Below are 23,095 nucleotides of genomic sequence, written 5' to 3'. Positions count from 1 at the left end.
TGTTAAGAGATGAAGGTGGTTGAACTGGCTAGCGGACACGGTAATATTCCAGAAGAAGTTATCGAGAGCGTGCTGGCGCGGCATGACATTGTCGATACCGTCGGTAAGGTTGTCCATTTGTCCAAGCAGGGGAAATATTTATGGGGCCTCTGCCCGTTCCATTCGGAGAAATCCCCTTCCTTCACCGTAACCCCGGACCGGGGAGTTTTTCATTGCTTTGGCTGTGGTATGGGCGGAAATGCCATCAAATTCAGGATGGAAATCGAAGGGTTATCCTTCCCCGAAGCAGTCAGAATAATGGCGGAAGAAAGCGATATTGCTATTCCCGAAGGCAAAGGAGGCACATTATCTCCTCCCGACCCTGAGCGGGACCGGCTGATACAGGCTTATGAGTTGTCGGCCAAATTTTATCATTTTTTGCTGAAGAACACGGAATACGGCACTGCCGCAATGAATTATTTAAGATCCCGGAACTTCAGTGATAAAATGATCGACCAGTTTCAAATCGGCTATGCTCCAGACCGATGGGACACCCTGCTGCAGTTTCTGGAGAAACGGAATTTTGATCTTGCAGAAATGGAAAAGGGCGGGCTGTTGTCTGCCAGGGGCGAGGGCAAAGGGTATCTCGACCGTTTTCGCGGGCGCGTTATTTTTCCGATTGCGAACCGCACAGGCAAGACCATCGCTTTTGCCGGAAGAATTCTTGGGGAAGGTCAGCCGAAATATTTGAATTCCCCGGAGAGCAGACTATTTAACAAAAGCCGGATTCTGTACAATTTGCACCAGTCCAAAGCATCCATCCGCAAAACGCGGCAAATCGTCCTCTTCGAAGGATACGGCGATGTCATTTCGGCCTGGGAAGCAGGTGTGCATAACGGCGTGGCTACCATGGGAACCTCGCTGACCGAGGGACATGTAGCCCTGATGAAAAGCCTGGCTGACGAGATTGTTCTTGCCTACGACGGCGACCGGGCGGGACAAGCTGCAGCGATGAAGGCGATCCCGATGCTGGAAAGCAATGATCTGCGGGTGAAGGTTGCCGTGCTGCCGAGCGGTCTGGATCCGGATGAATTTATCTCCCGTCACGGCGGGGACAGATTCAAGGAACAGGTGATGGATTCGGTGGTATCATCCATAAAATTTAAGCTTATATATCTGAAAAAAAACCATATACTCCTAGAGGAAGACGGCAAAATCGCCTATGTCAAGGAGGCATTGGAGATTATTGCATCACTGCAATCTTCGACCGAGCGTGAAGTTTATCTGCGGGAAATATCCTCAGAGCTGGAGCTGTCATATGATAGCTTAAAACAGGATTGCAACTTGCTGCGGGCGTCGATGCAAAAAAACATCCCCGAAGGGGATAATAACGATAAAAGGTGGAATAATGGTAGGCATAAAAAAGGGCAAGTGCAGACACCTACTTTACTGCCCGCTTATCATGTTGCGGAACGGCGCCTGCTTTCCTTTATGATTCAGGACCCGGAAGCTGCTACTTATGTAGGCGAACGCCTCGGAGAAGAGTTCAACATCGATGATCATGCGGCAATCGCCGCTTATCTATATGCCTATTATGCGCAAGGCAAGCCACCCGGCATCAGCCGTTTTTTATCATCACTACAGGATGATCGTCTGGAGAAGACTGCAACAGCGATATCCATAATGGACACACCGCCGGATTGGAACACGCAGGTTTTGGACGATTGCATCCGTGAAGTACGGAAGTACCCCCTGCAGCGCAGGATGGAACAAAAACGCGAAGAAATGATTCAAGCGGAGAAATCCGGTGACTTTTTGCGTGCGGCACAAATTGCAAGTGAGATTATAACCCTAGAGAGACAATAAGGAATTGACAGGATGTACCTAGGGAGGAGGGAGTCGAATTATGGCGAACGATCAGCACACTGAACTGGAAGCTGAATTTACTCTGGATCAGGTTAAGGACCAGCTTATTGAGCACGGCAAGAAAAGATCATCATTGAACTACAAAGATATTATGGAGAAATTGTCGCCGTTTGATCAAGACCCCGAGCAGATGGAGGAATTCTACGAGCAGCTCAGCGACCTCGGCATCGAGGTTGTAAATGAGAATGACGAGGAAGGTTCGCCGCTCCGCCAGAGCGAGGACAACGAGAATAGCGACTCTGACGACTTCAGCTTTGACGACGATTTGTCGCTGCCGCCGGGAATCAAAATTAACGACCCCGTCCGGATGTATCTGAAGGAAATCGGACGTGTGCCGTTGCTCTCGGCTGACGATGAAGTCGAACTGGCCATGAGAATCAAAAATGGTGATGAAGAAGCGAAACGCCGGCTGGCCGAAGCGAATCTGCGGCTTGTTGTCAGTATCGCCAAGCGTTATGTTGGACGCGGCATGCTGTTCCTGGATTTGATCCAGGAGGGCAATATGGGTCTGATCAAAGCGGTTGAGAAATTTGACCACAATAAAGGGTTCAAATTCAGTACCTATGCCACTTGGTGGATTCGCCAGGCCATTACGCGGGCTATCGCTGACCAGGCGCGGACAATCCGTATTCCAGTGCATATGGTGGAGACCATCAACAAGCTGATTCGTGTCTCCCGTCAGCTGCTGCAAGAGCTTGGACGCGAGCCTTCGCCGGAAGAAATTGCGGCTGAAATGGAATTGACGGTTGAGAAAGTCAGAGAAATCATGAAGATTGCCCAAGAGCCGGTTTCCCTGGAAACACCAATCGGTGAAGAGGATGATTCGCATCTGGGCGATTTCATTGAGGATCAGGAGGCGCTTGCTCCTGCGGATGCAGCAGCCTATGAACTGCTGAAGGAACAGCTGGAGGATGTGCTGGACACGCTCACCGAGCGTGAAGAGAACGTGCTTCGTCTTCGTTTCGGTCTGGATGACGGACGGACGAGAACGCTTGAGGAAGTGGGTAAAGTATTCGGCGTAACCCGTGAGCGGATCCGCCAGATTGAAGCAAAAGCGCTGCGTAAGCTGCGCCACCCAAGCCGCAGCAAACGGCTTAAAGATTTCCTCGAATAGGTTTTATAAACCGGACCTTCTGCTGCACGGTGGCAGGAGGTCCTTTTATCTTGAGATACACCTAAGTAAAGGTGTGAAAAGAGGGATTAGCCGTTGAATTTGGAAAAACGAGAAATTATATTAAGAGAAATTCATTACTGGAGAAGGAGCAAGCTACTGCCTGAGCAGTATTGCGACTTCTTGACCAACCTTTACGATGATGAGAAGGAGATCAAAGACAGCAATCCGATCTCGCTGAAAAATCTTCAGCAGGGCAGCATCAAAATATGGTTGTTTGGTTTTGGAATTATTTCCTTGATTTTCTTGATTAGTCTTTATTTTAGCGTTTTTCCTTGGCCTTTGCAACTTGCCACAGCTCTATGTGTACTAATTGTTTGTTACGGCTACTCGGCTATTTACCGGGACCGGAACCACATGATCAGTCTTGTTTTGGCAGGGTTTGGCAGTGTACTGACGATAGGATTTGGCCTCTGGCTCATTGCTCTGCATGATCTGAACGCGGACTTTTGGCGGCCGCTGCTGATCGCAGGATGCGGCCTATTGTGGGTGATACTCGGCTTCACATTGCGTATAGGCTTGCTGCACTATTGCGGGTTTGCCTTCTGGGCCCTGCTCTATGCCGGGTTCTCCGGCCAAATGCGCCCTGATGCTTCGGTCCTGGAGCTTGAACTGCTCTGGCTGCCGCTCTGTATACTGATGGTCTGGCTGAGCTGGCTGTTGTACCACAGGATCAAAGGGGTTTCAGGGGTGTATTTGGGTGTCGGAGTGTCGCTGTGGCTGATGCCGGAGATTGATGCGCTGTGGCTCAGACCGGATTATCCGGAATGGGTGTCGCTGGTGTTAATATTCAAGATTGCAGCCGGCCTTGCGCTGCTGTTTATTTTCCGAAAAAAATGGATAACGTGGGTGGCCTCATGAACAACGTAAAATTATCAAACCGGCTCCAGCTTGTGCTGGAGCAGATTCCAACAGGCAGCAAACTTGCCGATATCGGCTCGGATCATGCCCTGCTTCCGGTAGCAGCCTTGAGAAGCGGGAAAGCGGTCTCTGCAATAGCAGGTGAAGTCAATCCAGGACCTTATGAAGCAGCACGTAGAGGTGTGGCGGAGGCGGGCCTGGGCAAACAGATTGAGGTGCGGCGCGGAGACGGTCTCGAAGTGCTGGAGCCGGGTGAAGCTGACTGCATCTCCATCGCCGGAATGGGCGGCGCATTGATTGCCGCTATCCTGGACCGCGGCAAAAGCCTCGGCAAGCTTGCAGGTGTAAAGCTGCTTGCGCTGCAGCCAAATGTGGGCGAGGATATTCTGCGCCGCTGGCTGCTGAACAACCACTGGGTGCTTACAGCAGAGCATATCCTGGAAGAAGACGGGAAAATATATGAAATACTGACGGCGGTCCCTGAGGGTGAAGCTGCAGGGATCACAAATGAGCAGCTTTATCATGAACGGCAGCTTGCTGGTGGCAACCTGGTATGCAGCAAGGAGCTGCTTCTGCAAATGGGGCCTTGGCTGCTGCAAGCGCCAAACGCCGTATTTACTGCCAAATGGCAGAGTGAGATTGCAAAATTGGAAGGGATTCTGGCTTCACTATCCCGCTCGGAGCTTGAATCTGCGGAAGAAAAGCGCAGCAGGATCACGGCACAGATCACAACAATCTCGGAGGTGCTGGAATGTACGCCAAAGGACAAACTGTAATCGGGTATATGGAGCAGCTTGCCCCGAAACATCTGGCTGAGGAATGGGACAACATCGGCCTTCAGCTGGGCAGCCTGCAGAAAGAAATTACCGGCGTGCTGGTTGCACTGGACGTCAACGACAACATTGTGGACGAAGCGATTGCTCAGGGCTGTAACCTGATCATCGCCCATCATGCGATTATCTTTCGTCCGCTTAAGGGGATACAGACCGAAACACCGATGGGCAAGCTCTATGAGAAGCTGATCAAAAATGATATTGCCGTATACATCAGCCATACCAACCTGGATGTTGCCGAAGGCGGGATGAACGACTGGATGGCGGAAGCGCTTGGCATCGAGAACGGTGCGCCGATCAAGGACATTCATACCGAGCAGCTGTCCAAGCTGGTTGTATTCGTGCCGAAGGATCATCACCAGAAGGTGCTGGACGCCATCCTGAATGCCGGTGCAGGCTGGATCGGCAACTACAGCCATTGCAGCTTCAATATCGAAGGTTACGGCACCTTTATTCCGCGTGAAGGCTCGGAACCTTATATTGGAGAAGCGGGTAAAATGGAACGCGCCGAGGAAGTCCGCATCGAAACGATCGTGCCGCTGTCTATCCGCAATAAAGTAGTTCAGGCGATGCTTAAAGCGCATCCTTACGAAGAGGTGGCGTATGATCTTTATTCCATGGACCTTAAAGGCCGCAGCCTTGGACTCGGTAGAGTAGGCAAGCTTAAGGAGCCAACAACGCTTGGCGAATTTATCGAGACAGTCAAAACCGGCCTGAAGGTCGATCACGTTCGTGTTGTGGGCGATTTGAACCGCCCCATCCGCAAAGCGGCTGTGATGGGCGGCTCGGGGGCGAAGTATTATAACAGCGCCATCTTCAAAGGAGCCGATGTACTGGTGACTGGCGATGTCGATTATCATACGGCTCAAGATGCTTACTTGGCCGGCATCTCATTAATTGATCCGGGACATAATGCGGAGAAGATTATGAAGGAGAAAGTGGCCGGGTGGATTCAGGGCAAGCTGGCTGAGCATAAGTACGGCACAGCGGTGTATGCTTCGCAGATTGATACAGAGCCTTTCAAATTCCTGTAGATTCCCTTTATTTACACTTGTGCAGGTTGCGGCAAATCTGTATAATATACAATGTTGATCGGGAAGTTTGACAGACAATCGCCGGTGTGCGTGAAGACGCCGCGGGAGGAAAGTCCGGGCTCCACAAGGCAGGGTGCTGGATAACATCCAGTCGGCGCGAGCCGAAGGATAGTGCCACAGAAATGGACCGCCGATGGCCGCTTTCGGGCGGCACAGGCAAGGATGGAACCGAGGTGTAAGAGACCCCGAGGAACGCTGGTGACTTCGTTCCTGGTAAACCCCATCTGGAGCAAGACCTAATGAGACGCAGCGCTTCCTTAACCGGAAGAGCAGCCTTCGCCTGAGGCGTGTCTAGGTTGGTCGCTGGAGCTGTGCAGTAATGTATGGCCTAGATAGATGATTGTCGCTTATGGTGGGAGGGTAGTTCCCGTTTGAACCACGACGAGCACAGAACCCGGCTTACGGCAAACTTTCCTAACTGACAACTCTTATGAATTGTTATTCTGTGAAGCTTATATACGACAGACAGCGGCTGTCTCAAAAGTAGATTTTCTATGAGCGGAGACAGGCCACCTTCAATTTTAAAAGCATAAAAGTCAATAGAGCAGCGCTCCTCCTGTTATTGGAGGAGCGCTGCTCTATGTTTTTGGTCCATGGCTGCTCGCTTCAGTAGATTGTGGGCAAGCGAAAGCCAACCGACCTCTAGCGTCACTTTTTCTATCCCGCGAAGCAGAAAACGCCGGAAGCCCCGGTTATTTTTTAGTTGTCCAAATACACTTTCTGGCTCCGTCATTCGACGTACAGCTAAGGCGTAGCCCTCTTCACTCCGCAATCATTCCCGCGCTTGGTTCTGGTATCGCAGCCGTTCCAGACTGACGACCACCTCCCGATTTCCTGCCGCTTTCGTGCAACGCTCCTTTAGGGGGCAGCCGTCACAGGAGCTGCTTCGGTAATGACGTCTACGAATTTCATAGCCGTTCTCTAAGGTCTCCTTGCTTTCCCTGTGGAAATGCAGCATTTTCCCGGCTGGGCACGTCCAGTTATCCTCGGCTGCATCGTATGTCCAGTTCTCGATTTTACCAACATTCGTTTTCCAGGCCTTGCTCTTTTCCTTGTGGTAGCTGCCGTACTTCACCACCGCCTGAATCTCTTTCTTTTCCAGATAGGCGTAGTTTTCTTCGCTGCCGTAGCCTGCATCCGCAATGACTGTCTTTGGCAGTTTTCCGAGGATCTGCTGCGCTTTTTCCATATGCGGCTCTAAACAGCGGGTGTCGGTCGGTCTTTGGTGTAAACTGTAGGCTAAAATAAATTGGTTTTCGGTCCCGATTTGCACATTGTATCCCGGTTTCAGCTGGCCATTTCGCATGTGGTCTTCTTTCATCCGCATAAACGTTGCATCTGGATCTGTCTTGCTGAAACTGTTCCGGTCACCAAGCAGCTTTTGGTATTGTTCGTACTTCAGCAGTCGGGGAAGCCAATCCTTGCGCAGCTTCCGAACAGCCTTTTTCAAGGGCTTGTCTTTCGGTTTTTTGGCCAGCTGAGCTTCGAGCTTTTGCACCACCTGTTCAAGTTTCACGCTGCTCACTTCGGAATCTGTGCCGAGTTCAGCCAGATCTTTACCTGGATTCCCTTGTTCTTCCTGCTCTTCTGCCGTTTCAATGTCAGCGAACAGGGCATGTACCTTATCCTGCAGTGTGGCTTTGTGTTTACTGACGGCTTTCCCCCAAACAAACGTGTAGCGATTGGCGTTCGCCTCGATTTTGGTTCCGTCCACAAAGTAATGCTCGAGGGAAACGTATTTTTCGTCAGCCAGAAACTGAAGCACGGCGGTAAATACGGTTTCGAGAACGTTCTTCATCCGCTGGGAACGAAATCGATTCAACGTCCGAAAGTCTGGCCGCTGCCGACCGGCGAGCCACATGAAGGGGATGTTCTCCCGAATGGATTTGGCGATTTGGCGAGAGGAATAGATGCGCTGCGTGTAGGCGTAAATAATGACTTTGGTCAGCATTTTAGGATGGTAGCTGTCACGGCCACCACCCGGGTAGGCCACGTCAAAAATGCCGTCGTCCAGCCGGTTAACGGCGGCGTTGACGATACGAACGAGGTGATGTTCTGGAATATCTTCCTCCAGATCCATTGGCAAGCAAAGTTGGTCCATGGTATATTGAATGTACAAAAGAAACCTCTCCTTTGAAATGGTTGTGTGGTAACTCCATTTTACCAAAGGATGGTTTCTTTTTTTGCGTTTTTTAAAGATTGTAGATCCAATTCCCGCTTAAACAGCGGAGAGGACGGAACGATTGTGGAGAAGCGGCAGCGGTCGCCTTTGTCCCCGGATTTTCACCGCTAAGGAGAATAAATAAAATCTGGGGACAACAGCGATTGGAACAACGGTCCGTTCGCGGAGCGTCCACCCAAAAAGCTTACGTATCTCCTACGTTAAAAAAGGGCTGACACAAGCAGCCATTTCATGGCTTTTGGGTCAGCCCCTTTTTTAACGCCTTAGTTCAAAGATGAAAAAGACCGCATCGCTCCCTGTTTGCACGAGGACGGTACGATCTTTTTGTTGTTTTAGATGATCACTCTGGCGGACCTCAGTGACGTTATTTACGCGATAATACTCTTTTTGTCGTAGAAGCGGACTCAGGCGGCGTTATTTACTAAAATAGTGAGGTTAATAGCGGTTCTATTGCTAAATAACTGCACTGGAGTCCGCACCAGGCATTATTGAGCTGATTTTTGACAAATTAGGTCTCTGGAGTCCGTGCCAAAAGCAGACCATGTAGAGTCTTAGGGCAAGAGCAGTGTTTTTTGCGAAATTCTACCTTCAGACTAAGCATGAACGTGCCGGAGTATTCCTGGCTGGCTGGTCAAGCAGAAGCAACAATATCTGACAGGCAACGCAGCGGGGGCTCTGTTATTCCAGCGTCGGCATGAGCGTTGTCTCCAGGCTCTGGGAGTACTGGCTGATGGCCTGTTCCAGCCGCCCTACAGCGAGCGGAACCAGCTCCGGCGGAGTATGGGTGAAGTTAAGCCGCATTGCATTTTTCACCGGCTTGGCGGAATAGAACACTTCACCGGGTACAAAGGCTACACCTTGCTCCACGGCGAATGGAAGCAGCCCGGTAGTGTTAATAGCGGTGGATAGCTTCAGCCACAGGAACATACCGCCCCGGGGTTCTTCGAACTTTGCGTCTTCCCAGCCGCGCGACGACAGCTCGGCTGAGAGCTGCTTCATCCGTGAATGGTATTCCCGGGAGATAAGACGGATATGTCCCTCAAGGTCAAAGACCCGAAGCAGTTCATAGAGGGCACGCTGGTCTATGGTGCTGGAATGCAGGTCGGCTGCCTGCTTCGCTTTGGCAACTACCCGGATCAGCTCAGCCGGGCCGATAATCCAGCCGGTACGCAGGGCAGGTGCGACTATCTTGGAGAATGTTCCCGTGTAGACGACACAGGAATCCTCTCCGCAGCTTCTGTCGATCGCTGCCAGTGATGGAGGATAAGCATCAGCGGAGTCGTCGAACTTAATTTCACCGTAAGGGTTGTCTTCAAGAATCAGCACGCCATATCGTCGGCACAGGGAGACCACTTGTTCACGGCGTTCCTTGCTCCAGGTTGCCCCGGAGGGGTTGTTGAAGGTAGGAACGGCATAGAGCAGCTTGGGGCGGTGTGTGCGAAGCTGCTCCTCCAGATGGTCCGGCAGCATGCCGGATTCATCGCTCTGAACAATGTGAATGTCCGCCCGGTAGGAGTTCATCACCTGCAAGGCTGCCATATAAGTTGGAGCTTCCACGAGGACAGCATCTCCGGGATCAAGCAATATTTTGCACAGCAGGTCGATGGCTTGCTGGGAGCCTGTGGTGAGGAGCATTTCCGAGATATCGGTGGGGATACCCTGACGGGTCAGCCTGGCCGCAACCTGCTCACGCAGCGGAATATAGCCTTCGGTCAGACCATATTGCAGTGCCGATGTCTCGCCGGCAAGAGCGCGGCTGTAAGCCTCACGAACAGCCTCCACCGGGAAGAAGTCTTCGGCGGGCAGCCCGCCTGCCAGCGAAATGATGTCTTTGCCTTGGGTAATCTTCAGAATCTCGCGCACTGCCGAGGATCCCAGATGTTCCGTCATCGTAGAGTAATTGATCTTCATAAAAATGCTCCCCGCTTTACAATTTTGTTGTATCATAACGGCATAGCGGTATAACAGTAAAGCGTTGAATATAACAGTGGGGGGAAGCGCAGATGCATATTGATTTACTCCGCAGCGGCAGTAAATCTCTGCCGCAGCAAATCAGCGAAACGATGGCCCAGCGGATCACTTCGGGATTGCTGCAGCCGGGAGCCCGCCTGCCTTCCGTGAGAAATCTGGCATCTTCCCTGAAGGTAAGCCAGGTAACGGTAAGCAAAGCTTATGCTGAACTGGAAAGTCACGGGCATATCAGCTGCAGCCAGGGAAAGGGCTGCTTTGTAGCCGAGAGAGCGCGAATGTCCCTGGATGCTGGAACGGGGTGGCAGGACGGGTATGACGACTTTTTGCCGCGGGCCCAGCTATGGCGTAATTTTGATTATTCGAAGGTGGAATATCCTTTCCATATGGCGGCGATTCATGGCGATCTGCTTCCGCTGGATTCTATCGGCGCGACTATGTCAACGCTTGTGACCGAACAGCCGGAGCTAATGGCTTCGTACGGCAATTTCCAGGGGGATCTGGAGCTGCGGGAAGTGATGTGCAGACATCTGCAAGGTCATGGAATCCATCTGCGCTCATCTGATTTAATGATCACGAGCGGAACCCAGCAGGGTATTGATCTGGTGGCCCGGACGTTTGTCGGACCCGGGGATACCGTGTATCTGGAAGCGCCCAGCTATACGGGGGCTATAGATGTTTTTGCCGGCCGGGGGGCGGAGATGATCTTTGTGCCCATGGACAACGAAGGGATGAAAGTGGATGTGCTCACTAAACTATGCGACCGGAGACCGCCGAAGCTAATCTATACCAATCCTACGTTCCAGAATCCGAGCGGCGTCACGATGAGCATCTCAAGAAGACAGCGGCTGCTGGAACTCGCCAGAAGCTACCGCTGTCTCATTGTGGAGGATGATCCCTTCAGTGATCTGTATTTCCGCAAGCCGCCTCCGCCTTCGATCAAATCGATGGATGCAGAAGGGCATGTTGTGTACATGAAAAGCTTCAGCAAAGTCATTGCCCCAGGCTGCAGAATTGCCTGCGTTGCCGCCGGAGGCAACATTCTCTCCCGGCTGATTGCCGCCAAATCGGCGAGTGACCTCGGCAGTCCGCTGCTGAACCAGAAGGCGGTGCTTCCGTTGATCGCGCGTAAATATGAGGCTTATGCTGAGCAGCTACGGACCGCGCTGCGGGGACGCATGGAGAAAGCGGCAAAACTGCTGAAACAGCATGCCCCTCAGGGAGTGTCCTGGAATCTGCCTGAGGGCGGGCTGAATTTGTGGCTGCAGCTGCCCACGGCCAGCGGCATCAGCAGGCTGCATGAGCTGGCAGAGCAGGAGGGCATCTCTTTCCTTCCTGGAGATGTCTGCTACTCCGGAGAGGTCCCGTCCCGGCATATCCGGCTATGTTACTCGCAGATGAAGGAAGCGGATATGGAACGCGGGCTGCGGCTGTTCCTGAGGCTCTTGGACAAGCATCTCAGCTCTGTCCGTTAATTGCTGCTCTCCAGACTGTGCTGCATGGATTTCAATTGACGATCGACATGCTGCGGGAATAGCTGCAGCGGAACTACACTTCCTCCGGCTGCCCGGAGTGTTCTATAGATATCGACCTGCCCCCAGCCATAATATTTATCATGGCCGGTATCGCCGAGGTCGACGGCATTCGAAATCATCAGCTCCATGACCTCCTTATTGGTCAGCGCCGGGTTCAGCGAACGTACAAGTCCCGCGAGCGCAGCAACATGGGGGCTGGCCATGGAGGTGCCGGACAAAGCTGCATACTGGTTGTCGGGATAGGTGCTGGCGATGCTTTCCCCGGGTGCGGTGACATCGATGTAATCCCCGTAGTTGGAGAAAGAAGCTTTTTCTCCATTAGCGTTAGTCGCGGCAACCGCCAGAACTTCCTCATAAGCAGCGGGAAATCCCGGACGTTCAGTGTTATCGTTGCCCGCTGCGGAAACGATAACGACATCGCGGTCATAGGCATACTTAATCGCATCATGCAGAAACTGCGAATCGGCATAGTTGCCGAGGCTGAGATTGATCACCTTGGCTCCGTTGTCGGCTGCCCAAATAATACCCTCAGCGACGGAATACGTGGTGCCCGCACCGGAGTTGTCCAGCGCTTTGACTGGAAGGATTTTATTGTACCAGCTGATGCCGGCCACTCCCTCCTCGTTGTTGATCACCGCGCCGATAATGCCGGCTACATGGGTTCCATGCCCCACATCGTCATCCGGTGTCGAACCTTTTGCGATCGCGTTATATCCAGCCAGGAGCTGGCCCTGGAGGTCTGGATGGCTTGCCTGTACGCCGGTATCGACCACAGCCACAACCACTTCCTTGCTGCCTTTGGACAAATTCCAGCCTTGCTCTGTTTCAATAGCCGGCAAATTCCATTGGTAGGTAGAGAACAACAGATCATTGGGTGTAATTACACTTGCTCCTGTATTTTCGACTGCGGTCTCATTGGTTAAATACATATAGTGAGGCTCTGTATATTCAGGCTGCCATTTAGAGGTGAAGTAGGTTTTAAGCTCGGCATAGTTCATTTTATCCGAACGGAAAATATAGGCATATCCCAATTTGCGCGGCTCCTTGCAGCGGATGTCCGCAGTTATAGTCTGGATCTGTCCTGCAGTGAGATGACCGTTCTTAAAGCGTACGACGATTTCATTCTCGTAGAAATGGCTGGCGTTCTCGTTATCATGGCCGGTCTTGACGGTGATATCCTTCAAAGTATCAGCATGAACCGATTCCACCCGGTATTTACCTTCCTTCGGATAAGGAATCAGGCGCAGATTTTTGAGCTGATGATCGGCGACACGGTCAAGGATCTTCTGATTAATCAGGGCAATGACACCAATTTTTCTATCCTGATCACGCTGAGCCATGAAATAATATTTCTTCTGACCGATGATGAAGGAAGGGGATTCATAAGATTGATGGCCTCTGATCGCTGATTTTGCCGTGTTCAGGTACTTTAGCAGCTGTTTATTCTCCTGATCGCTGCCCTCCGGCAGTGAGGATTTGAAGGTATGTGTTTGCTGGGTAACGAAATCGATCCAGATGAGCATGGTGATATGCCCGTGTCCTTGCTGCAGACGTTTGGCATATGCTGAAATATCTCGGGGCGCTGCGCCATGCGTATCAGCAAGCATTGTTCTTAGGTGTTTGCCGACGTCGGTCCGGTTCAGCTGGTCTGTTGCCTTAACATCCTGAACCAGGGAAGTTTTCTTGACTGTTTTTTCCTGTGAGGGATTAGGCACGGCTGCTTGTTTCAGCTTTCCGTCTCCTTCAGGCCGCAACGCAAACGTCAGTAGAACTACCGTGAACGCAGCGGTGACTAAACCGGCGACGGTTAAATTTTTACGGGACATATTTTCCGCTCCTTCATGGCATCGTAATAGCTATAGGTTTAGAAGAGAGCGCCCGTTTTATGCATCACAGAAAAGGATACCGCGTCCCAAGGTTTTATGTTAATATCAAAAAGTAATAGGACAATTAAGTTGCAAGGAAATAAGCAATACCTATTGAGAATGACTACAAGAAGTTGAAAATGACTACAAGAAGCAAGGACTAATAAGGGGGAGCACTCGCCATGTCAGCAGCCAATGTGCAGAAATTGTGTGAAACGACGAGAGAAAAACTTAAATCCGTGATCGGTAAAATGGAATTATTCCTCAACAACCATGCCCTGCCTCAGCTAGTAACCGAAGAAGATGAAGAAACGGTAACTTTCTATCAAGGTTTCCTGTCCGATCTCCGCCACCTGCTGGTATTCTCGGAAATGTCTTATGAGAAGCTGGGAGTTGCCCTGCGCCGCGCCACATTTGACGAAGCTTTCGCGCAAAAAGCGCTATATAATGTATATCATTATGGAGTCAACAATTTCTTTTATCCAAAGAATGAGAGTTACTCCGAGGACGGCCGTTACGCTTATACAGGCCAGGATGCCATCCGTTTCCGCAAAAAGCCTGTTCGTCCGGCCCGTGATATTATTATGGAGATTACCAAAGTCTATGAAGAGCTGCGTGATGACCTCAATTATTATGAGAATGATTATTTAACTGAAAAGCGTATGCAAAACCAGGTTTAACATCTTATGTCATATTTCACGAAATTCAAAGGATCGTTTCAGTCATGTACACATGGCGGAACGGTCTTTTTTTGTAAATATAAGCATTTATATGTTTGACACGATAACTTATCCTTCTATTTCTCGCTGAAACGGTACCGTCCTTTTGAGGACGGCAAAGCCGTTTCCACTTGATTGATTAAGTTTTCTGCAAAGCGTTGGGATACAGTGTTTTTTGTGGGTTTTGTGGAGGGGACTGGCACCTTATCAACCGCATAGAGAGGAAATTCCACGGACATAATGAACCTGAGGTGATCACATGACAACCGCAAAACCGCTTGTAAGATGCAGTGTGAGCAACTGTCATTATTGGGGTGAACAGAACTTATGCCGGGCCGAGGAGATCGTTATTGAAATCGACAAGCATGCAGGCAGCGGGTTCAAGGAAGAATATGCCGAAGAGCTGATGGCTAACAATCATCATGATCTTGCCGGAACTTCGTCCGCGACCTGCTGTCTGACCTTCAAGCCTAACAACTAGGAGGCCTGAAAATGGACAAACACAGTGATAAATCCAAACTTGATCCGTCCGAAAGGAAAAAAATTATCCTGCGTCCGCGGAGAGTAGATTATCCCCGGCGGGACCGGGCCCACAATGAAGAGTATGCCGCGGAGCTAAGCCCGCTTCCGGCACATATTCACAGCACAGGCGGCAAAACAGCCGAGACCAAAGAGCAGGGTGAGACAGAGACCGGCAGCAAGGGTATGGGGAGGGTCGGTCTGGGCTTTGGGATTGCCTCCTTGTTCATCTGGTCGGTCATTCTTGGTCCCGTAGCTGCCATACTTGGGTACTATGCTTACGCCAAAGGGCAAAAAACTACGGGTGCATGGGCAATGGGACTGGGGATTGTATCCACACTCAGCTATTTTGTCATGATACCATTTGCCCGCTAACGTAAGAAGAAACCAGAAGCAATAAATTCAAAACAGGCTTTTAGACCTAACTATGAGGGTCTGAAGTCTGTTTTTTCATGTCAGCATATAGCAATTATTATGATTCGACTGTAAAATAAAGTCGTATTTTAAATTTAAATTGAGTTTCTTTAAGGCTAGGAATTTTATATAGAGGATCAGCAGAAGGAAAGGAAAGTGCAATATGGCGATCAATCCGGCTTCAGGGAGCGGAGTTGGGCAACTAAGATGGGTGAACTTAAGAAGTTCAAGCCTCAAAAGTGAAACAGGAAAAAATTCCAGTGAAGTATCGGGTTCAACGTCAGCGGAGTTTTCCGCTTTGCTGCAGGAGCGGACGTTGCAGTCGGGGGATAAGGACAGCGCCACTGCACTGAATCCCCTTGGAGACAGCTCCTCCCTAAGCGTTCTGCTGTGGCAGCAGCTTGGAGGGACAAGCGATTCCTATAACGCAATTTCCGGGGAAATAACGGAAACCAAGCCCACCGATTATGAAGAGCTGATTCAGACGGCCAGTACGAAGTATGGTGTTCCGGTTGACTTGATCAAGGCAGTAATCGATACGGAATCCTCGTTCAACCCCAATGTCGTTTCTTCGGCAGGAGCGAAGGGATTGATGCAGCTGATGGATGGCACGGCGAATGGCCTCGGCGTTTCCGACCCCTTTGATCCGGCTCAGAGCATTGACGGCGGGGTACGTTATTTATCGTATCAGCTGAAGCGTTTTGACGGGCAGGAGAAGATGGCACTGGCCGCTTATAATGCCGGTCCCGGACGGGTAAACAAGCTCGGAGTCAACAGTGACCAGGAGCTGATGGAGAAGCTTTCCCAGCTTCCGGAGGAAACCCAGGCCTATATTCTCAAAATAGAACGCGCCCGAGCTGAGTACGGGGTATAATAAAAAGGATCAAATGGTGTCGTCTGGACCACTCTGGTGGCGGGACCCGTTTGATCCTTTTTTCCGGATATAAGAAAGTACAGGCACCAAGACTTTATAAGTTCAGCCGGATCAGTTATTCTATATTCTCGCGCATGAGCTTATCAGCACAGAAGCAAGCAAAGGAGAGACCGATATATGCTGTACTGGGATTATGCCGCTGCCGCACCCCCATATGAAGAAGTAGTGCAGACGATGGAGCAGATTATGAAGCAGCATTATGCCAATCCCTCGTCGCTGCACCGTGCAGGTACGGAAGCCGACCGGCTTATCAAACGTTCACGCGAAGTCTGCGCAGCCGCGCTCGGAGTGAATCCGCAGGAGATTCTGTTCACCTCTGGCGCTACCGAAAGCAACAACCTTGCGGTAAAAGGCGCAGCTCTGCAGTATCAGAGCAGAGGACGCCATATCGTGACTACGGAAATAGAGCATCCTTCGGTCTATGAGAGCTGCCTGCAGCTGCAAAACATGGGCTGGGAGGTCACCTTTGTAGCACCGGATAGCTCAGGAATGGTTGAGCCCTCCCGTATTGCCGCTGCGGTGCGCCGGGATACTGTACTTGTCAGCGTGATGCATGTCAATAATGAGGTTGGAACAGTGCAGCCGCTGCTGGAGATTGGACGGCTGGTGAAGGCTGCCAACCACCGGACACTGTTTCATGTGGACGGAGTGCAGGGCTATAGCGGGTTTGAGCCAAGACTGGGTGAGTGGCAGGCTGACCTGTACAGCTTGTCCCCCCACAAAATCCGCGGGCCGCGCGGGGTAGGGCTGCTGTATGTAAGAGAAGGGGTTACACTATTCCCGTTGCTGACTGGCGGCTCCCAGGAGAACGGACTCCGCGCCGGTACGGAAAATGTGCCGGCGGTTGTGGCTTCTGCCAAAGCCGTCCGCATGAGCGGCGAGCGGAGGGAACAGTTTAACAACGTGATGATTCCGCTGCGCAACCGGCTGTTGAAGTTTGTGGCCGGCATCCCGGAATTGAAGGTCAACAGCAGGGAGGACGGAGCTCCGCATATTGTCCATTTCTCTTATCCCGGCATGAAGGGGGAGGTGCTGGCCCGTAAGCTGGAGGAACTGGGGATGGTCGTATCTACCCGTTCGGCCTGCTCCTCGCGGCTGGCCGAGCCGAGCCGGATTCTGCTGTCCATGGGCAGGGATGTTTCCACGGCACTCGGCGGAATCCGCATTAGCCTTGGCGACAGCCATACGGAAGCTGATATTGCCCTGCTGGAGCAGGCGCTGCTTAAGGCTGTACAGGCTTTGAAGATTGTTGAAGGAGGCATGAGATAACCGATGAAAGAGCAGGAAACTGGAACTGCCATAAGCGGCGGAAGCAGTATTGAATATGCAGATATGCTTATACTGAGGTTTGGGGAATTTACACTGAAGGGCAAGAACCGGGCCCGGTTCGAGAAGACGGTGCTGCGCCATGTGAAGGAGATGGTCAAGCCTTATCCCAATGTGGTGCTGAGCAAGGAATTCGGACGGATTTATGTGCAGTTGAACGGTGCGCCGGCCGGCGAGCTGGCGGCGTCGCTGAAGAATGTCTTCGGCATCGCCTCTATTAGTCCGGTCAAGGTCGCTTTATCGGAGTTTGACGATATCCTGTCCGCCAGCCGGACATTCCTGGAGATTATCGCCCCAGCTCCGGGTACTACCTTTAAGGTCAACGCGCGCCGGGTATGGAAGGAGTTCCCGCATGGCTCCATCGAGATGAATAAGCTGATCTCGACTCCTCTGCTGCAAGGCTATCCCGGCCTGATCGTGGATGTGAAATCACCACAGATGGAGCTCAAGATCGAAATCCGCGAGGGGCACACTTATATTTTCTGTGAGAATATCCCCGGGGTCGGAGGGTTTCCGCTGGGAACCAACGGAAAGGCTATGCTCCTCCTGTCCGGCGGTATTGATAGTCCTGTGGCAGGCTGGTCTTCGATGCGCCGCGGTTTGGAAGTGGAGTGTGTCCACTTCTACAGTTATCCTTATACGAGTGAGCTTGCCCGCCAGAAGGTTGTGGATCTTGCGCGGGTGCTGTCGCGTTATGCCGGGGTGATTAAGCTGCATCTCGTTCCGTTTACGGAGGTGCAGACCGCTTTTACGGGGATTGGCCAGGATAACCTGATTATTACGCTGATGAGGCGGGCGATGCTGAAGATTACCACCCGGCTGGCTGAACGGGAAGGGGCGCTTGCGCTTGTTACCGGGGAGAGTCTAGGGCAGGTGGCCAGCCAGACGTTATCCAGCATGAATGTCATCGGACGCGCTACAACGCTGCCACTGCTGCGGCCGCTGGTCATGATGGACAAAAGCGAGATTGTCGAGCTTTCCCAAATGATCGGCACGTATGATCTATCTATCCTGCCTTACGAGGATTGCTGCACGCTATTTGTGCCTAAATCGCCTACGACCAACCCGAATCTGCGGATTGTGGACAAGATTGAAGCGACATTGCCCGGATATGCCGCACGGCTGGATGCAGCTGTCGCGGGGACAGAGACGATTTCCATTACGCCTTACGGGGATGAGAAACCAAGCGATGTAGTTCCGGTGCAAGCCGGGCTGCAGGAAGAGTGGTTCTAACACAATAACAGGGGGCCCGAAACCGTTGACGGATTTTGGGACCCCCGTTTTTGTTGATGAAACGGTATGTCTTAGCCCGAGGTTCCGCTATGCGGGATCTTTTTGTGCTCCAGCCGCCGTTTCCAGTGCCCTGCAGCAAGTATGCCTGCAATCACAAGGATGATGAAGAGTACATGCAGCAGAGGGTGCTGCTCAAAAAAAGGCTGGAGCTTCTGTTCACCGGTAATCATGGTGGAGGCGGTGTACCCCAGCACTGCGGAACCAATGTAAATAATCCAGGGATACCGGTTAATCAGCTTAATAAAAAGCGTACTGCCCCAGACTACAATGGGTACACTGATAAGCAGTCCTACCACAACCAGCGTGATATTGTGATTGGCTGCTCCGGCAATGGCGATGACATTGTCCAGACCCATGGCCGCGTCGGCAACAATAATTGTCCGCACAGCCGCCCACAGTGTGCCTCCGGCCTTGATATCCGCATCGTTATTTTCCCCGCTGAGCAGCTTGTATGCAATCAGGATCAGCAGCAGCCCGCCGAACAGCAGCAGCCAAGGGACTTTCAGCAGCCAGACAACCAGTATGGTAGCGATGATCCGCAGCACAACGGCTCCGCCCGTTCCAAGCAAAATGGCTTTTTTCTGGGTGTCTGCTGGTAAATTCCGTGCAGCTAGCCCGATGACAATAGCGTTGTCCCCCGCCAGAATCAAATCAAGAAAGACGATATTCAGCAATGGCAATATAAAATCGGTAACGGTTGTATTCAAGCCGGGTCACTCCCATAGTTTGTTGGTCAGAGCATTAGATAGGTATAGTTTTGTATACGCAAAAAAGGGGCCGGACATGCATCAGCCGGTAAAAAAGCTGGACAGGAAGCATAGCTTGTCGCCAATCCACATACATGTAATTACATGTAGTCCGGGGAGGTAAAAGCTAATGGATTCCTTGTTGCTGCTTGGGGAAATATTGATGATCAATCTTGTGCTGAGCGGAGATAACGCGATGGTCATAGCGATGGCCAGCAAAAATCTCCCGGAGAAGAACCGCAAAACTGCTGTCTGGTGGGGGGCTGCGGGCGCTGTCATTCTTCGGTGTGTGCTGACGTTTGCGGCAGTGCTGCTGCTGAAAATCCCTTATATTGAAGCGGGCGGAGGCATTCTGCTGCTATGGATTGCCTTCAAGCTGCTGCTGGAGGAGGAAGAGGAGGTTAGGGTGGAGGAAAGCTCTACCGTGTGGAGGTCCATCCGCACCATTCTGTTGGCTGACTTTATCATGAGTCTCGACAATGTGCTGGCGATTGCGGGAGTAGCCAAGGGTGATTTGGCCCTGATCGTCATCGGGATCGCGTTAAGCATTCCGATCGTCGTCTGGGGAAGCGGTATTATCGTCGGCTGGCTGCACCGGTTTCCTGTGCTTGTCTTCATCGGCGCCTACATACTCGCCCATACTGCTGGAGAAATGCTGCTGCAGGATGCCAAGTTTGGTGCGGTGCTCTCCTTTATGCTGCCGTCTTTACACTCGGTTTTGCCGCTTGCACTTGGTGTTCTCGTTGTCCTGTCCGGTTTGATTAAGCGGAGGACCGTATCCGCAGGTTAAGAAGCGGCAATACTAGAGGCTGTGCCAAAAGCTGGATAAGCTGGGGCGCAGCCTCTTTAGACTGAGCAGCTTTTTCAAAATATAAAAATTTATATGCTTCACGTTATAAATTATCCTTTTATTTCTCGCTGAAACGGATACCGTCCTTTTGAGGACCGTGAAGCCGTTTCCACTTGTCATCTCCTAAAATATGAAGAATGATGGTGTTTTATTTATTTTTCAGATAAAATATAAAGGGAATCCTGTCGCAGGAAATTGAACTTTCGAAGTGACGAGGCAAGGAATAGACGTGAATTTGAAGGGATGGGTGATTGATGTCTTCCAAAAACGACATGAAACTGGGTATTTTTATTGCCGCCGCCGGCATTGTGATTCTATTCGGAAAGCTGGGGGTGTTCGGGTTTCTCGGGCGGGCCTTATGGCCACTCGTGATACTGGTTCCAGGCCTGTTCCTGCATGTGCTCTTCTTCAGCCGCCGCGCTTCGGCAACCGTGTTGATTCCGGCCGGAATATTGACTGTGTATGGATTGCTGCTCGGGTTATGCAATACCTGGGGCTGGGGGCTTATGACTCATCTGTGGCCGTTGCTGCTGTTCGGCATCGCTGTCGGGCTGTATGAATATTCGCTGTATTCTTCGGCGCGGACCGGTGGTCTGATGACTACGTCTGTCATACTTGGAGCACTGAGTCTGGTGCTGTTTATCTTCAGTCTGCTGGGCACAGGAGCGTTGTATTTGTTAGGTGCGGTACTGATTGCTGCCGGGATTTGGCTGATGGCCGGGCGCGGAAAACCGGGAAGCCGCAAGAAGTGGAACGGGGGCTGGTGAGTGAACCGGCTGCTGTGAAATTTGCGGATCTTCTCAAGGAAAAAATGGCCTGACGCGGAATTAGAAAAATTAAACGAAGTTGGAAATCGTTTTTTCAGAAAAAGACTTGCTTTTCATAGTGCTTTCACTATAATATTAAGGAATGTTGGAGCGTCGGCTTTCTGCCAGGCGCTTCTTTTGTGAGACTGCCGTGACATGCTATAAATTTAAACATTTTTAATTTGATAAATGAGAGGATTTGGATACAAATCATGCATTCAAGAAAAGATATTCGCAACATTGCGATCATTGCCCACGTTGACCATGGTAAAACAACACTTGTCGATCAGCTTTTGCAGCAATCAGGAATTTTTAGCGCGCATGAGCACCTGCAAGAACGTGCTATGGACTCGAACGACCTGGAGCGGGAACGCGGAATCACCATCCTAGCCAAAAATACAGCAATTACCTATAAAGAGTTCTTGATCAACATTGTAGATACCCCGGGCCATGCTGACTTCGGCGGCGAAGTGGAACGGATCATGAAGATGGTTGATGGTGTACTGCTTGTTGTTGACGCCTATGAAGGCTGCATGCCGCAAACGAAGTTCGTTCTGCGCAAAGCGCTGGAACAGCACCTGACACCAATCGTTGTAGTGAACAAGATTGACCGTCCGGCTGCACGTCCGAAGGAAGTTATTGATGAAGTGCTGGATCTGTTCATTGAGCTTGAAGCCAGTGACGATCAGCTGGAATTCCCAGTAGTTTATGCATCCGCACTAAACGGCACATCGAGCATGGATACTGAGAAACAGGATGACAACATGCTTGCTCTGTATGAAACCATTGTTGAGCATATCCCGGCTCCGACTGAAAAAGTTGAAGAACCTCTGCAGTTCCTTGTTACGCTGATGGATTACAATGAATACCTTGGCCGTATTGCCATCGGACGTGTAAACCGCGGTGTTATCAAGCAAGGCCAATCCGTAACTGTTATTATGCGTGACGGTAAGAGCAAGACGGCACGGATCGAGAAGCTGTTCGGCTTCCAGGGCCTCAAGCGCGTAGAAACCGAAGAAGCGGGCGCAGGTGACATCGTTGCTATCGCCGGCATCAAGGATATCAACATCGGTGAGACGATTGCCGATCCGCAGCATCCTGAAGCTCTTCCGGTTCTGAAGATCGATGAGCCTACGATGCAAATGACGTTCCTCGTGAACAACAGTCCGTTTGCCGGTAAAGAAGGCAAATGGGTAACTTCTCGTAAGCTGCGCGAGCGTCTGTTCAAAGAGCTCGAAACAGATGTCAGCTTGCGTGTGGATGAAACGGATTCTCCTGACGCCTTTATCGTATCCGGACGCGGTGAGCTTCACCTCGGTATCCTGATCGAGAATATGCGCCGTGAAGGTTATGAAATGCAGGTTTCTAAGCCTGAGGTTATCGTCAAAGAAATCGACGGAGCCAAGATGGAGCCGCTTGAACGTCTGATGATTGACGTTCCGGAAGAAAGCATGGGCGCCGTAATGGAGAGCCTGGGCAGCCGCAAAGCCGAAATGGTCAACATGATCAACCACGGTACTGGTCAAGTTCGTCTGGAATTCCTGATTCCTGCACGCGGCCTGATTGGCTACAATACACACTTCCTGACGCTGACACGCGGCTATGGTGTAATGAACCATGCCTTTGACAGCTATGCTCCACTGATCGGCGGCCAGGTTGGCGGACGTCATCAGGGCGTGCTGGTGTCCAGTGAGACCGGAAGTACAACGTTCTACGGTATGATGGGCGTAGAAGACCGCGGTATTCTGTTCCTGGAGCCAGGAACAGAAATCTACGAAGGTATGATCGTCGGTGAGCATACCCGTGATAACGATATTATCGTTAACATTTGTAAGGAAAAAGCACTGACCAACGTGCGTTCTGCTACGAAGGATGAAACGGTAAAAATGAAGACCCCACGGATGTTCTCTCTGGAAGGTGCGCTTGAGTATCTGAACGATGACGAATATTGTGAAATCACCCCGAAATCTGTTCGTCTTCGTAAGAAGATCCTGAACAAGGGCGAGCGTGAACGTGTAGAAAAGCAGCGTAAGTCAGCACAAGCCAGCCAGGCCTAAGCTGATATAGAACAAGC

At 51.3% G+C, this 23,095-nt stretch carries 18 protein-coding genes, 1 other RNA gene and 1 pseudogene; 16 read left to right on the top strand and 4 right to left on the bottom strand.

Annotation, left to right across the window (positions count from 1 at the left end; translation table 11 throughout):
- Window positions 1-9: 9 nt before the first annotated feature.
- The 6 genes from dnaG to rnpB all read left to right on the top strand — a co-directional run bounded on the left by dnaG (window position 10) and on the right by rnpB (window position 6,281).
- Window positions 10-1,845, top strand: a complete 1,836-nt coding sequence (gene dnaG, locus MHI45_RS10500; RefSeq protein ID WP_256718014.1) for a DNA primase — start codon at window positions 10-12, stop codon at window positions 1,843-1,845.
- 40 nt (window positions 1,846-1,885) lie between these two features.
- The gene (gene rpoD / locus MHI45_RS10495) at window positions 1,886-3,019 is read left to right on the top strand and encodes an RNA polymerase sigma factor RpoD (RefSeq protein ID WP_038595416.1); all 1,134 of its coding nucleotides are present in this window, start codon (window positions 1,886-1,888) and stop codon (window positions 3,017-3,019) included.
- 93 nt (window positions 3,020-3,112) lie between these two features.
- On the top strand, window positions 3,113-3,937 hold the full coding sequence (locus MHI45_RS10490; RefSeq protein WP_076109083.1) for a hypothetical protein: 825 nt from the start codon (window positions 3,113-3,115) through the stop codon (window positions 3,935-3,937).
- On the top strand, window positions 3,934-4,713 hold the full coding sequence (locus tag MHI45_RS10485) for a tRNA (adenine(22)-N(1))-methyltransferase (RefSeq protein ID WP_076109082.1): 780 nt from the start codon (window positions 3,934-3,936) through the stop codon (window positions 4,711-4,713). The genes MHI45_RS10490 and MHI45_RS10485 overlap by 4 nt, the downstream gene beginning before the upstream one ends.
- Window positions 4,689-5,804 (top strand): Nif3-like dinuclear metal center hexameric protein, encoded by a 1,116-nt coding sequence (locus tag MHI45_RS10480; RefSeq protein ID WP_076109081.1) that lies wholly within the window; start codon window positions 4,689-4,691, stop codon window positions 5,802-5,804. The genes MHI45_RS10485 and MHI45_RS10480 overlap by 25 nt, the downstream gene beginning before the upstream one ends.
- Before the next feature lie 62 nt (window positions 5,805-5,866).
- Window positions 5,867-6,281, top strand: an RNA gene (rnpB, locus tag MHI45_RS10475) — RNase P RNA component class A.
- Window positions 6,282-6,423: 142 nt separating this feature from the next.
- On the opposite strand, the pseudogene MHI45_RS10470 reads toward rnpB, so the two are convergent.
- Both MHI45_RS10470 and MHI45_RS10465 read right to left on the bottom strand, forming a co-directional pair.
- Window positions 6,424-7,983, bottom strand: a pseudogene (locus tag MHI45_RS10470) (IS1182 family transposase).
- Between the two features lie 741 nt (window positions 7,984-8,724).
- The gene (locus tag MHI45_RS10465) at window positions 8,725-9,957 is read right to left on the bottom strand and encodes an aminotransferase-like domain-containing protein (protein ID WP_341119048.1); all 1,233 of its coding nucleotides are present in this window, start codon (window positions 9,955-9,957) and stop codon (window positions 8,725-8,727) included.
- 92 nt (window positions 9,958-10,049) lie between these two features.
- Between MHI45_RS10465 and pdxR the strand changes: the two genes are divergently transcribed.
- Window positions 10,050-11,489, top strand: coding sequence for a MocR-like pyridoxine biosynthesis transcription factor PdxR (pdxR, locus tag MHI45_RS10460; RefSeq protein WP_341119047.1), 1,440 nt, complete (start codon window positions 10,050-10,052; stop codon window positions 11,487-11,489).
- Here pdxR and MHI45_RS10455 read toward each other — a convergent pair.
- Window positions 11,486-13,375, bottom strand: coding sequence for a S8 family peptidase (locus MHI45_RS10455; RefSeq protein WP_076109018.1), 1,890 nt, complete (start codon window positions 13,373-13,375; stop codon window positions 11,486-11,488). The two genes, pdxR and MHI45_RS10455, sit on opposite strands and share 4 nt — an antisense overlap.
- Window positions 13,376-13,596: 221 nt before the next feature.
- On the opposite strand from MHI45_RS10455, the gene MHI45_RS10450 reads away from it, so the two are divergent.
- From MHI45_RS10450 to thiI, 6 genes are all read left to right on the top strand, one after another.
- A complete protein-coding gene (locus MHI45_RS10450; RefSeq protein WP_076109019.1) occupies window positions 13,597-14,094 on the top strand; it encodes a YpuI family protein in 498 nt (165 codons plus the stop codon).
- A 298-nt stretch (window positions 14,095-14,392) separates the two neighbouring features.
- Window positions 14,393-14,614: a DUF1540 domain-containing protein gene (locus MHI45_RS10445; protein WP_076109020.1), complete on the top strand. Its 222-nt coding sequence runs from the start codon at window positions 14,393-14,395 to the stop codon at window positions 14,612-14,614.
- 11 nt (window positions 14,615-14,625) lie between these two features.
- Window positions 14,626-15,027, top strand: a complete 402-nt coding sequence (locus MHI45_RS10440; RefSeq protein ID WP_076109021.1) for a hypothetical protein — start codon at window positions 14,626-14,628, stop codon at window positions 15,025-15,027.
- Window positions 15,028-15,229: 202 nt separating this feature from the next.
- Window positions 15,230-15,940 (top strand): lytic transglycosylase domain-containing protein, encoded by a 711-nt coding sequence (locus MHI45_RS10435; RefSeq protein WP_076109022.1) that lies wholly within the window; start codon window positions 15,230-15,232, stop codon window positions 15,938-15,940.
- 177 nt (window positions 15,941-16,117) lie between these two features.
- Window positions 16,118-17,269, top strand: coding sequence for a cysteine desulfurase family protein (locus tag MHI45_RS10430; protein ID WP_076109023.1), 1,152 nt, complete (start codon window positions 16,118-16,120; stop codon window positions 17,267-17,269).
- A 3-nt stretch (window positions 17,270-17,272) separates the two neighbouring features.
- Window positions 17,273-18,559: a tRNA uracil 4-sulfurtransferase ThiI gene (gene thiI, locus MHI45_RS10425; RefSeq protein ID WP_076109024.1), complete on the top strand. Its 1,287-nt coding sequence runs from the start codon at window positions 17,273-17,275 to the stop codon at window positions 18,557-18,559.
- A gap of 71 nt (window positions 18,560-18,630) precedes the next feature.
- On the opposite strand, the gene MHI45_RS10420 is transcribed toward thiI, so the two are convergent.
- The gene (locus MHI45_RS10420; protein ID WP_340896949.1) at window positions 18,631-19,326 is read right to left on the bottom strand and encodes a TerC family protein; all 696 of its coding nucleotides are present in this window, start codon (window positions 19,324-19,326) and stop codon (window positions 18,631-18,633) included.
- Window positions 19,327-19,495: 169 nt separating this feature from the next.
- On the opposite strand from MHI45_RS10420, the gene MHI45_RS10415 reads away from it, so the two are divergent.
- The 3 genes from MHI45_RS10415 to typA all read left to right on the top strand — a co-directional run bounded on the left by MHI45_RS10415 (window position 19,496) and on the right by typA (window position 23,078).
- On the top strand, window positions 19,496-20,155 hold the full coding sequence (locus tag MHI45_RS10415) for a TerC family protein (protein WP_340896950.1): 660 nt from the start codon (window positions 19,496-19,498) through the stop codon (window positions 20,153-20,155).
- Between the two features lie 314 nt (window positions 20,156-20,469).
- Window positions 20,470-20,982, top strand: a complete 513-nt coding sequence (locus MHI45_RS10410) for a hypothetical protein (protein ID WP_076109027.1) — start codon at window positions 20,470-20,472, stop codon at window positions 20,980-20,982.
- Between the two features lie 251 nt (window positions 20,983-21,233).
- Window positions 21,234-23,078: a translational GTPase TypA gene (typA, locus tag MHI45_RS10405; RefSeq protein WP_038595399.1), complete on the top strand. Its 1,845-nt coding sequence runs from the start codon at window positions 21,234-21,236 to the stop codon at window positions 23,076-23,078.
- Window positions 23,079-23,095: the final 17 nt, after the last annotated feature.

The sequence above is a fragment of the Paenibacillus sp. FSL H3-0321 genome (assembly GCF_038002865.1).
GTDB lineage: Bacteria > Bacillota > Bacilli > Paenibacillales > Paenibacillaceae > Paenibacillus_AQ.
The sequence above is the reverse complement of the archived record's forward strand: the minus strand, read 5'-3'. Positions and strand labels throughout refer to the sequence as shown.